Annotated in this window: 10 protein-coding genes and 1 other RNA gene; 5 read left to right on the forward strand and 6 right to left on the reverse strand. The window is 32.1% G+C overall.

Annotated features, from left to right (window positions below):
• On the reverse strand, window positions 1-2,494 hold a 2,494-nt coding region (locus tag HNV08_RS15430; RefSeq protein WP_206677696.1), incomplete at its 3' end, for an Ig-like domain-containing protein.
• Between the two features lie 332 nt (window positions 2,495-2,826).
• Between HNV08_RS15430 and HNV08_RS15435 the strand changes: the two genes are divergently transcribed.
• From HNV08_RS15435 to HNV08_RS15450, 4 genes are all read left to right on the forward strand, one after another.
• Entirely contained in the window at window positions 2,827-3,318 is a 492-nt protein-coding gene (locus HNV08_RS15435) for a SixA phosphatase family protein (protein ID WP_173282261.1), read from the forward strand.
• Window positions 3,311-5,365, forward strand: a complete 2,055-nt coding sequence (gene ppk1 / locus HNV08_RS15440; protein ID WP_173282262.1) for a polyphosphate kinase 1 — start codon at window positions 3,311-3,313, stop codon at window positions 5,363-5,365. Before HNV08_RS15435 ends, ppk1 begins: the two co-directional genes overlap by 8 nt.
• 1 nt (window position 5,366) lies before the next feature.
• Window positions 5,367-6,272: a Ppx/GppA phosphatase family protein gene (locus HNV08_RS15445; RefSeq protein ID WP_173282263.1), complete on the forward strand. Its 906-nt coding sequence runs from the start codon at window positions 5,367-5,369 to the stop codon at window positions 6,270-6,272.
• 96 nt (window positions 6,273-6,368) lie between these two features.
• Window positions 6,369-6,899 (forward strand): porin family protein, encoded by a 531-nt coding sequence (locus HNV08_RS15450; protein ID WP_173282264.1) that lies wholly within the window; start codon window positions 6,369-6,371, stop codon window positions 6,897-6,899.
• Between the two features lie 52 nt (window positions 6,900-6,951).
• Here the strand turns inward: HNV08_RS15450 and miaE are convergent, their stop codons facing one another.
• The 3 genes from miaE to dnaX are packed head-to-tail and all read right to left on the reverse strand — an operon-like array spanning window position 6,952 to window position 9,855.
• On the reverse strand, window positions 6,952-7,533 hold the full coding sequence (gene miaE / locus HNV08_RS15455; RefSeq protein WP_173282265.1) for a tRNA-(ms[2]io[6]A)-hydroxylase: 582 nt from the start codon (window positions 7,531-7,533) through the stop codon (window positions 6,952-6,954).
• A 2-nt stretch (window positions 7,534-7,535) separates the two neighbouring features.
• Window positions 7,536-8,120: a hypothetical protein gene (locus HNV08_RS15460; protein WP_173282266.1), complete on the reverse strand. Its 585-nt coding sequence runs from the start codon at window positions 8,118-8,120 to the stop codon at window positions 7,536-7,538.
• A gap of 7 nt (window positions 8,121-8,127) precedes the next feature.
• A complete protein-coding gene (dnaX, locus tag HNV08_RS15465; protein ID WP_173282267.1) occupies window positions 8,128-9,855 on the reverse strand; it encodes a DNA polymerase III subunit gamma/tau in 1,728 nt (575 codons plus the stop codon).
• Between the two features lie 511 nt (window positions 9,856-10,366).
• Between dnaX and rnpB the strand changes: the two genes are divergently transcribed.
• Window positions 10,367-10,708, forward strand: an RNA gene (gene rnpB / locus HNV08_RS15470) — RNase P RNA component class A.
• Window positions 10,709-10,744: 36 nt separating this feature from the next.
• On the opposite strand, the gene rsmD is transcribed toward rnpB, so the two are convergent.
• Both rsmD and HNV08_RS15480 read right to left on the reverse strand, forming a co-directional pair.
• Window positions 10,745-11,290: a 16S rRNA (guanine(966)-N(2))-methyltransferase RsmD gene (gene rsmD / locus HNV08_RS15475; RefSeq protein ID WP_173282268.1), complete on the reverse strand. Its 546-nt coding sequence runs from the start codon at window positions 11,288-11,290 to the stop codon at window positions 10,745-10,747.
• Complete coding sequence (locus HNV08_RS15480) at window positions 11,290-12,099, reverse strand: DUF3822 family protein (protein WP_173282269.1); 810 nt, start codon at window positions 12,097-12,099, stop codon at window positions 11,290-11,292. The genes rsmD and HNV08_RS15480 overlap by 1 nt, the downstream gene beginning before the upstream one ends.

A 12,099-nucleotide genomic window follows, 5' to 3' on the forward strand; every position in this document is an offset into this window, starting at 1 on the left:
CAACAGGATCACAAGACGATCCGTCCATAGTAACACTAACGGTATAGTTCCCCGCAGCGACATTAGAAATCGTACTAGTCGTAACACCAGCATCGGTATCGCCATTAGACCATGTAAAGGTAAAAGTGGCAGATGGATTTACTACAGAGCTTGCAGAGACTGTAGCTGCACCAGTAGTATCGTCATTACAAAGTACATTTGTAATGGTACCTGATGTGGTTGCAGTATCACAATCATCGGTACACGAAATAGTAATAGTTTGTGTCGCTGTACAATCATTGGCATCTGTTACTACAACGGTATGATTCCCTACAGTTAATCCACTCACAGAAGCATCTGTAGAATTACCAGCCGATGCGGACCATAAATAGGTATACGGACCATTTCCACCCGTGGTAGAGGCAGTCGCAGTGCCATCGTCACATCCTTGCGCAGAAGTAGCATTAACTTTATTAACAGACAGGCTTAAAGCACTAGGTTCTGTAATTTCAATTTCTATTTCAGCAGTACACTGGTTACTATCAATAACCGTGACGGTATAGTCACCAGCAGATAAGTTATAAAATATTTGGTCAGTTTGTGTAGTTGTACCACCATCTAACGAGTAGTTGTAAGGAGGTGTACCACCAGAACCAATAACTTTAAAATCGCCATCAGAACCTCCGTTACAGGAGACATTCTTTTTCCATTGCATTGTAATTTCTAATTCGTCTGGTTCTGTAATTTCTAAATCAACTGTTGATGTACAGCCATTTGCATCTATAATTGTAATGGTATATTCACCTGCATTATAAGGAGGTGCAAAATAATCATTGGATTGAGTAGTTACTCCACCATCATCAGAATATTGGTATGGCGGTGTTCCACCAGAACCTTCAACTTTAAAATCTCCAGAGTTGTTGCCAAAACAATCCACATGATTTATCCAATCTACTTCAACGGCCAATTCTTCTTCAGGTTGCTTAACTTCAAAACTTTCAGATTTAGTACATCCATATGCATCAGTTACGGTTAAAGTATATGTGTTTGCATAAATGTTACTTAAGTCTTCAGACGTTGCTGAATTACTCCAGCTATAAGAATAAGGAGCAGAACCACCAGATATAGAGATATCAATTGCGCCATCATTACCTAACTTACACGAAACATCAGAAATGTCTGCGGTAATTTCGATTTCAGATAACACAATTGGGTTGTTTAAATAAAACTTTTCACAACTAGTGTTCATGTTTTTTATAGATAAATTATAGGAACCATTAGGGACATCAAAAGTTGTTGATGTCTGGTAGGCTCCACCATTTAATCTATATTCATATTCAGATCCTAGAGGTGAAGTCACTTCAATGGTATATCCTTGAGAAGTGTTACAACTAACATCAAAAGATGGATCTGGAGGTAAATTCACAAATTCTAAATAAACTGTTGCCTGGTCACAAACTGATTGATTAGGTTCAGGTAAGCATAGTTGATAAACAAAAGAAACCTCTCCTGTAAATCCTTCCACTGGTTCATAAGTATATGTACCATCTGTATTTAATACAAAGGAATTACCTGTCTCAGTTGGACCAGAGACTAGCGAGTATGTTGAATTTTCTGGAGCATTATTTGTTTCAGATAAATTTCCAGAATAGCGTGTGTCAATACAATTAACTTGATGATTATCGATAGCATACTTTTGAAGAATTAAAAACTTCCCATCACCATGATCTACGGTAGACGCATTAAATTCTATTTTAGTAATTTTTGAACCAACAGGTACAATGTCACTTAAATAAAAAAGTGCCATTCCAAGTGATTTGTTATCTTCCACAGTTCTGTCAGTAAGCCAATAATCTGACGTTGCAGCGGGTTCTTGATTAGGAGGCTGATGAGCTCCTATGTATGTAACGCCATCTGTTCTCACAAATGTTTCACCTAAATAAACTTCAGAAGTTCCACCAACGGGAATTCCATAAACAGCAATATGAAAACAATTGTTTGCATTTCTTTCCGTAATTGCTAACACACCACCTTCATTTGCAGGTATATAAGGGGTGTAAAATATGGTTTGTTTTTGCGCATCCGTTGTACTTACAGCTGAAAAATCTGAACAAATATTTCGACCATTATTACCACAGGAGAAAAAGTGATTTAGGTTTTTGTCTTGAAAAGCAGATAGAGCAGCATCATGCCACAACGCGTTACTACTATTATTAAATATAGTTGTTGAATTTTCTTTAATATGGTTGGAGCCATGCCCATTAGGTCCTACCCTTGTCATTTCATAATCAGAAGGCACAGCAAATGTATTATACACTTGACCGTTTATAGTAACCGATTCAATAGTTGCAGGATGTGTACCATCAGGTTGAACGTCTGCCCATTGAAATGTCACACCAGTTCTAATAGATGGTGCTTGCTGAGCATTCAGTACACATGATAAAACCAAAAGTAAAGCCACAACAAGGGCTCCTGAGATTTTTTCTATAGAAATACAACTGTATTTATTTTCCATATTTTTTATCATAACTAATAATGTCTATGCTATTATTAACATACTATAGACTTTAACAGCAAACCGCATTTGCGTAAAAGCATACTAGTATTGTGAATAATATTATTATTCGTTTTTTGTTAAAATATAGAGGGAGATATTTTTATGTAATTGAAATATACTTAATGGATTAATATATTTTTTGATTTGGGATCAATTACATTAATTTTACAAAACAAAATAACCTATAACTTACATCATATACAAACTTTAGTGTTGAGGGGGCAATTTAGTCGTTAAAATGGACTCTTGCAACCTTTTGTCGGAAAAAAATTACATTTAATCGAGAAAATATGAAAAGTATTACATTTATGAGACATGGAAAATCATCATGGAAACATGATGTTATTGATTATGAGAGACCATTACAAAGTAGAGGAGAGAACGATGCTAAATTGGTTGCAAATGAGCTGGTTAGGTTGGGTTATGAGACAGAAAAAATATTTTCTAGTCCAGCAAAAAGAGCTTTAAGCACATGTGAAATTGTAGTAAAAACGTTAAATATTGCAAAAGAAGAAATTTCTATAATTGAAGACTTGTATGATTTTGACGGAAGAAATGTAATTGAATTCATTAAAAATGTTTCCGATACATTAAATAATATAATGATTTTTGGTCACAATCATGCTTTCACATCTATTTCTAATATATTTGGTGATAGATTTATAGATAATCTTCCGACGAGCGGATTAATCACTATAAAATTTAATATTGATAGTTGGCAAGATTTAAAAAAAGGAACAACAGAACTTATAATTATTCCTAAGGAATTAAGAAATGACTAAAGACAAAAATATATATATAAATAGAGAACTTAGTTGGTTAAAATTTAATGAACGTGTTCTTCAAGAAGCAGAAGATAAAAATGTGCCTCTAATTGAGCGCTTAAGATTTCTGGGTATATTTTCTAATAATTTAGATGAATTTTTTAAGGTAAGATACGCTACTGTAAAGCGTATATATGAAGCTGGTAAAGGTGGGAAAAGTGAGTTAGGCGGTATTAAGGCTGGAGATTTGTTAGAAGAGATTACACAGATAGTGATTGAACAACAAATTCAAAGTGTTGAGATTTTAGAGGATATTGAAGTAGAACTCAAAAAAGAAAATATTTATATCATTGATGAAACTGAAATAGATGTAAATCATCATGAATTTATCATGAATTATTTCTATCAAGAAATTAGTCCTGCTCTTGTCGTTATAATGCTAAATGAAGAAGTCGCTTTGCCAGAACTTATGGATATTTCTGCATACCTAACGGTAAAGATGTCTAGCGAAAATGCCAAAGATCAAGTTGCATTGATTGAAATTTCGTCAGCAATGGATCGTTTTGTGGTATTGCCTAATAAAGGCGATAGTAACTACATTATAATGCTAGATGATATCCTAAGATATTGTTTAGATGAAATCTTTAATATTTTTGATTATGATGCCATCAGTGCGCATATGATAAAAATTACAAGGGACGGAGAATTAGAATTTGATAGTGATTTAAGTAAAAGTTTTATAGATAAATTATCAGAAAGTGTTAAGGATAGACAAAGTGGCGCACCTGTTAGATTTGTATACGATAAAAATATAGATGAAGATACGCTAGAGTTTTTATTAAAGCTTATGGGAATTGATGAAAAGGAAAGTATTATTCCAGGTGGTCGATACCATAATAGAAGAGATTATATGAGTTTTCCTAGTTTAGGAAGAACCGATTTGCTTTATGAAAAAATTAAACCACTACCAGTTAAAGGCTTAAGTTTAGAAGAGAGTATTTTTAATACAATTGCTAAAAAAGATTACTTAGTTTATACACCATATCACACGTTTTCTTATATCGTAAAATTTTTAAGAGAAGCAGCTTTAGATCCTAAAGTTAAAACTATAAAAATTACGATTTATAGATTAGCGCAAATATCGCATGTTGCAAGTTCCTTAATCAATGCGGCAAAAAACGGAAAGAAAGTAACTGTATCTATTGAGTTAAGAGCACGTTTTGATGAAGAAGCAAACATAAAATATGCTGAGCAGATGCAAGCCGAAGGTGTTACCATGTTGTTTGGTGTTACAGGTTTAAAAGTACATTGTAAAATGTGTGTAATAGAACGTGAAGAGCAAGAAAAATTAGTACGTTATGGGTTTGTAAGTACTGGGAACTTTAATGAGTCAACTGCTAAAATTTATACAGATTTTACGTTGATGACCGCAAATCCGAAAATTTTAAAAGATGTTAATAAAGTATTTAACTTTTTTGAAGTTAACTATAAAGTAAACCGATATAAACATATAATTACATCGCCTCATTATACAAAAACTAAGTTTTTTGCTTTAATAGATAAAGAAATTGAAAGTGCTAAAAACGGAAAACCTGCGTATATCAAGTTAAAGATGAATAGCATTAGTAGCTATAAAATGATTGATAAATTATATGAAGCGAGTAGAGCAGGTGTAAAAATTCAAATGATTGTTAGAGGACTATGTTGTTTAGTTCCAGGTATAAAAGGGATGAGTGAGAATATTGAAATTATTAGTATCATCGATAAATTCTTGGAACATACGCGTCTGTATATCTTCTGTAATCAAAATGACCCAAAAATATACATATCCTCAGCAGATTGGATGACACGTAATATAGACACAAGAGTAGAAGTAAGTTGCCCTATTTATAACGAGGATATAAAACAAGAATTACAACATTTATATGATATTTGTTGGAATGATAATGTAAAATCTAGAGTGATCAATGAGAATCAAGATAATCTATACAGAAGAAATGAAAACCCAAAAGTGAGAGCTCAATTTGATACATATAAATATTATTTAAACAATTTAGAAGGATAGTATGCTGAAGATACAGAAATATGCGGCTATAGATATTGGATCTAATGCTGTAAGGTTATTAATTTCAAACATTATAGAGCAAGACGATGAGCCTGTAATTTTTAAAAAAAATTCGTTGGTTCGTATTCCAATAAGATTAGGTGCCGATGTATTTTTAAATGGGGAAATATCAGAGTATAACCAACAACGTATGTTAGATACCATGATGGCTTTTAGTTTAATAATAAAATCTCATGGCGTAATGCGCTATAAGGCCTGTGCAACCTCTGCCATGCGAGAAGCTAAAAACAGTGATGGATTAACTAAAAAAATAGCAGAGTCTTGTGGTATTAATATAGAAATTATTGATGGTGATGAGGAAGCTGCTATTATTGCAGCAACAGATTTACAATCCTTTATTAATCCAAATAAAACGTATTTATATGTAGATGTAGGAGGTGGTAGTACGGAGTTTTCTATCATTCATAATGGAGATAAAAAGCAATCAAAATCATTTAAAATAGGGACCGTTAGATTGTTAAATGATATTGTAAAAAATGAAACCTGGCTAGAATTAGAAAGTTGGATAAAGACGCATACAAAACAATATGAAAAAATAGAATTAATAGGGTCAGGTGGAAATATTAATAAAATATTCAAAATCTCAGGAAAAGATGCAGGTAAACCGTTAACCTATTTTTATTTAACGAGTTATTACAAAATGCTCCAAAATTATTCTTACGAAGAACGTATTACCAAATTAAATCTTAATCAAGATAGAGCAGATGTGATTATTCCTGCAACGAGAATTTATTTATCTGCGATGAAATGGAGTGGTGCCAAAGATATTTATGTGCCTAAAATTGGACTGTCAGATGGTATTATAAAAAGCATGTATTACGAGACTGTTTCTAGTGTGATTGTATAAAAAATAGGTTTAAATAGTGTAGTTTGTCGGATTTTTCTTTATAAAATATCATAAATATAGAATTTAATTTATCTTAGCTATCTCAAATTGATTATTATGAAAAAATATGTAATTGTTTTATTGTTCGTTTCATTTACAAGTGTAGGCTTATCACAAGATATCATTTACGGAGCAAGAGGTGCTGTAAATGTTTCTAACTTAGACTATAAGCCAGATGCGCAGTTTGAAAACAAGCATAGAAATGGTTTTGCATTTGCTGGTTTTGTAGATTTTGAGTTTAATGAAAAACTAGGATTAAGAACAGAATTACAATGGTCTGCAGAAGGCGGAAAAGCGCAAGAAATTAGAGCGGATTATCTGCATTTACCAATTTTATTAAATTTTTCGCTGTCAGAACGTTTTTCGTTTTTGGCTGGTCCTCAAGTAAGTTTAAAAACGTGGAATGATAAAGATGCTTTCACTACTTTTGCTTTATCTGGTGTAGTAGGTGTTGAATTTATGATTACGGATGAATTCTTTATAGATGCTAGAGCAGCTTATGGTTTATTAAATGTGCTAGACCAAGATTTAACAGCATTTGAAGCTAAAAATAATGTCTTACAGTTTGGTTTTGGAATGAAGCTGTAGTACAAAATAAATAATAAAAAAAAGTCTTAACATCGACGTTAAGACTTTTTTTTTAGCCATGTATGGTTTCTTTATGCCCTAAGTTTTTCATTATTTCGGCTTCGTAGGCTAAAAGTGCTTCCCATTTTTCATTTACATCCTTTCGGTCTCCATATTGCCTTGCAAAGTTTAAAAACATGGTGTAATGACCTGCTTCGCTAATCATTAGTTTACGGTAAAATTTTGCTAATTTTTTGTCTTCCAATGCTTCAGATAATAATCTAAAACGTTCACAACTTCGGGCTTCAATTAGCGCTGCATATAATAACCTATGAACGAGTTGTGTAGTTCTGCTTCCGCCTTTTGGAAAAAATTTTAGTAGTGCAATAACGTAATCGTCTTTACGATCTCTTCCTAGAGTCCAGCCGTTTTCTAAAATTTTGTCGTGAACCATTTTAAAATGACTCATTTCTTCATTGGCTAATTCAATCATTTCTTTAACCAAATCTGTATACTCGGGAAAACTAACTATTAGTGATATTGCTGTGCTCGCGGCTTTTTGTTCGCAGTACGCATGGTCTGTTAAGATGTCTTCAATATTTTTTTCTACGATATTTACCCATCTTGGATCTGTTGGTAACTTAAGTCCTAGCATATTTAATTTACTTCAGTTTGTACAATATTAGATTTTCCATTTTCATCAATAAACATACGATGAGATGCCTGCTTGTCTGTTTCTGGAATGCCATACACAAAATCAATTAAAACCATATTGGTATAAGACGGATCGTCATTAACTTCAATAGATTTTAATACTGCCAGTGTGTTAAAGTTATATAACTTAGATCCAGGAGACAAATTAGAATTGTAATTAAACGCTTTATTGACTTTCGCTTTATTAAAATGCTCATTGTAAATGACTACATTGTTTTTACTCACACTAATTTCAAATTTAAAATTCCTATAATGTGTCTGATGATTTATGGTATCTTTTATTTTTGAAAACCGTACAGCATTTGTACTATCAGAAAAGGTTTTTATTTTCACTCTAAATCCATTACTCAAAACGGTATCTACTTTTTGTTCTAAATAGGTTTCGGGAATGTAATTATGGGTCTCAAAATTCACTGTTTTTTTAAATTCTTCAATGCTTTCTGATAAGGCTTGATGTTGTGTTTTTCTGCCTTCACAGCTTATGGAAAGGCTTCCAACAAGGATTAAAAGTAAGATGAGTTGTTTCATAATATTTTTATATATCTAGTCCAAATGTTTGTCGTAACACTTCAATATTAGGATTTTTTTCTTTTAGTTTCTCGTATTTTTCTTGAGGTGTAAAAGCGTATTTTTTTGCAATTTCTTCGTTAACTGTTATATCTAATTTAAGGTTGTAGTTTAGTAGCTTTTTCTTTAAATATGCCATTAACGGAAATTCCGCTCGTTGTAATTCTATCTTGTTGGTGTTATTAGAATAGGTTAAATAAATGGTAGTCCCTTTTAATTTTGGTTGATCCATTTGTAAAATAGAGGCCATAATTTTTCCCCCTTTTTTATCCATTTGTTCCGTATAACTTTGCCAGGCTTCAGTTAACGCTTCTTGTGTTACGGGTTCTGTTGGCAAATCGTCTTCATCTATTACCACATCCATTTGTCTTAATAAGTGTTCTTTCTTTTTACGAATACTTTTTAAGGATAAGCCAGAGGTTGACTTTTTAGGGTTATTAATAGATATTTTAGGTATGTTAACTGCAGGCGCTTCAGCAGTTTCTAAAGTTTCCTTTTTATTTGCCTCTACGTTTGAAGAAACAGAACTTGTAGCAGACGGTTGTTCGGTTTTTTGTTTGGTAACAGGAATTGGTGTTATACCTCTCGCTTTAAAATATGAAGGCGGAATTATGAAGTGCCTAAAATTTTTTTTTTCTCCATCAAAAGTGATAGAGGCAAGTTGCATTAAAGTTAACTCAACTAATAAACGTTGATTTTTACTTGTTTTATATTTAAGATCACAGTCATTGGCTAGCTTTATGCCTTCCATTAGAAACGCATGCGTAGTTTTCTTTGATTGTTCTATATATTTCAAACTGGTATTTTCTCCAACCTCTAATAGTGGAATGGTTGACGGGTTTTTACAAACCATTAAATCTCTAAAGTGAGAAGCCAAACCAGCTATATAATGATGACCATCAAATCCTTTTGATAAGATAGTGTTGTATTGTACTAACAAATCAGGAATCTTATTTTCTAAAATTAAGTCTGTACTTGTAAAATAAGTTTCGTAATCGAGAACGTTTAAATTTTCAGTAACCGCTTGTCTGGTTAAGTTTTTTCCAGAAAAACTAACTACACGATCAAATATAGAAAGCGCATCTCTCATGGCGCCATCTGCTTTTTGGGCAATGATGTGTAAGGCATCGTCCTCTGCAGTTATATCTTGCTCTTTAGCAATATACTTTAAGTATTCTTTGGCGTCTGTAACGGTAATTCGTTTAAAATCGAAAATCTGACAACGCGATAATATTGTTGGGATTATTTTATGTTTTTCTGTAGTTGCTAAAATAAAAATACAGTGTTTAGGTGGTTCTTCTAACGTTTTTAAAAACGCATTAAAAGCACCTGGAGATAACATATGTACCTCATCAATAATATAAACTTTGTATTTGCCCACTTGTGGCGGAATCCTAACCTGATCGGTTAAACTTCTTATATCATCTACAGAGTTGTTAGATGCTGCATCTAATTCAAAAATATTAAAAGCATAATCTTCATCTTCTTTAGTGTTACCATCACTATTAATCATTTTGGCCAAAATACGTGCACAAGTAGTTTTACCTACACCACGAGGACCTGTAAACAATAAGGCTTGGGCTAAGTGATTGTTTTCAATAGCATTAAGCAAAGTATTTGTAATAGCTTGCTGACCTACAACATCCTTAAAGGTTTGTGGTCTGTATTTACGTGCCGATACTACGAAGTGTTCCAAGTTTTGTTGAATTTAATTCAGCATCTCTCAATGCTTAATCTTTACAAATTTAAAAAAAGAAGCTCAATTTAGAGTTTAAATTGAGCTTAGTTTATTTGAGTTATTAACAGAATTTAATTTAGTTCTTCTTTTAATCGCTCAAGATCTTTTTTATAAATGTCATGCAAAAATAATTCTTCAAAAAAATATGCAGGTTGATTAGCTTGATGTGTTACCTTAAAGTCTCTCTTTTTCCTTCTTTAGTAAATACAACTTTTATTGGTCTTTGTTGATTTTCATTAACATATGGCATGAACTCTTTTATTGTTTTTTTTGAGCAAAACTTGCTGAGCTAGTAAATATAAAAAGGACTAAAATTGAATAAATGGCATTTATGGATTACGTTTAGTATTGATAATTCTTATAATAAAAATTCAACCTATCTTTTTGATAATTAAATGTTTAATTTAAAATATGTTTGATTACATGTTTTGATAGAATTAATTTAGAATCAACATTGTATATTTGCGCTCAAGCAGATCGCCTTATCGATTCTAAATTTATTTAGGGTAGGAAAGTCCGAACACCATAGTGTAAGCATAGTGGCTAACAGCCATCCATCGTAAGGTGAGGAAAAGTGCAACAGAAAGAATGTACAGGTTATGCTGTAGTGAAACCAGGTAAACTCTATGTGGTGCAATGTCATGTATACTAACGTTTGAGCGTACACGCGCGATTGTTAGAGGGTAGGCAGCTAAAGTTTGCTAGTAATAGTAAACGTAGATAAATGATAAGGTAGTTTTGTTCTTGTAAAGAAGCGATTCTGAAACGAGTTCAGGACGAACAGAATTCGGCTTATAGATTTGCTTATTTAAACAAGCTTCATGTTTTACATGGAGCTTTGTTTGTTTTATTCTTCGCTATGTTCAAAAAAGCTAAACATATTACCACCATAACTTTTAGAGTAGCTATAATGTTCTATTTGGCTTAAATCTGTATGCTTAGAATGTTCTACAATGAGTACACCTTCATTGTGTAATAATTCATTATTAAATACTAATTGTGGTATTTTAGAAAAGGCTTCGAGATCAAAATCGTAAGGCGGATCTGCAAAAATAATGGTATGCTGTTGTTTGTTTTTTTCTAGAAATTTAAACACATCACTTTTTATGGTGTCTATGTGCATTTCAAACGCTTCGGCTGTCTCATTTATAAATTTAATGCATCCAAAATGAGCATCTACAGCTGTGATGTCGTTGGTACCTCGTGATGCAAACTCATAGCTTATGTTTCCTGTTCCTGCAAATAAATCTAAAACCGAGATGTCATCAAAGTAGTATTGATTATTTAATATATTAAACAAGGCTTCTTTAGCCATATCTGTAGTTGGTCTTACAGGTAGTTTTTTGGGAGCTAAAATTCGTCTGCCTTTATACAGACCAGATATGATACGCATTAAAAGGAGTTTAAGATTACATAATGTTGGTGTAGATAACGTCTATCTGTTTTTGCTACAATGTTAAAATTGTAGGTCTTATCTATAAATAATACGTTTCTAATATAGAGATAGAGCATTACAAAGTTTTCGTCACCAATAACAATATTTCCACAAAGTAATGTTGTTGTTGTTTCTACATCTAATTTTAATTGTTCAAACACAAATAAGACGTAGTAAATGAAATCTTCTTTACTGTGATATTCGAAAACATTAAAAAGTTGAAGCTCATTGTTTTCAATAACTAGAAGCTCCATTGAATTTTTATTTACATTGATGTATACAACGGGTTTTTCGTCTGGTGCTTGTGGCTTTTGTAAAAATGAATCTATTAGAATACTAGAGGAATGTTTATAGACAAACGCACCAAAAGTGTCAAAAATATAATTATTAATATTAACGTAAGGTACATAGACATTAACAGTTTGATTTACCGAAATATGATCTTCTGTTATATAATCGTTACTTAATATTTTAGAGTTAAATTTTAGGTAATCTACCTTGTTCTCATGATTAAATAATTTTTCTGGCACAAGTGCAGAGAGTTCATTTTGATGTATCACTAACACATCATTGAATTCGTCAGAAAAAACAGTGTTACTACTTAATTCTTTTTTGAGATGATTTAGTACAGCTTCTGGTAATTGTTTTTGTTCAAAATCAATAGTTTTAAGAAACTCTACTTTGTTTGTAGTTCTATTTAGTATGCAAAAAGAAAGCCCATTCAAATTAATTTGAATGGACAGTTCTTTAATATCGTTTTTTTTCAA

Origin of the sequence: Winogradskyella eckloniae (assembly GCF_013249045.1) — a bacterium.
In the GTDB taxonomy this organism is placed as follows: domain Bacteria; phylum Bacteroidota; class Bacteroidia; order Flavobacteriales; family Flavobacteriaceae; genus Winogradskyella; species Winogradskyella eckloniae.

What these genes read in the sequence shown, in the direction of transcription:
- HNV08_RS15435 (WP_173282261.1), top strand. Translation starts at nt 2,827, where the DNA reads ATGAAAAGTATTACATTTATGAGACATGGAAAATCATCATGGAAACAT.
- miaE (WP_173282265.1), bottom strand. Translation starts at nt 7,533, where the DNA reads ATGCTAGGACTTAAGTTACCAACAGATCCAAGATGGGTAAATATCGTA.
- rsmD (WP_173282268.1), bottom strand. Translation starts at nt 11,290, where the DNA reads ATGCGTATCATATCTGGTCTGTATAAAGGCAGACGAATTTTAGCTCCC.
- ppk1 (WP_173282262.1), top strand. Translation starts at nt 3,311, where the DNA reads ATGACTAAAGACAAAAATATATATATAAATAGAGAACTTAGTTGGTTA.
- HNV08_RS15460 (WP_173282266.1), bottom strand. Translation starts at nt 8,120, where the DNA reads ATGAAACAACTCATCTTACTTTTAATCCTTGTTGGAAGCCTTTCCATA.
- HNV08_RS15450 (WP_173282264.1), top strand. Translation starts at nt 6,369, where the DNA reads ATGAAAAAATATGTAATTGTTTTATTGTTCGTTTCATTTACAAGTGTA.
- HNV08_RS15445 (WP_173282263.1), top strand. Translation starts at nt 5,367, where the DNA reads ATGCTGAAGATACAGAAATATGCGGCTATAGATATTGGATCTAATGCT.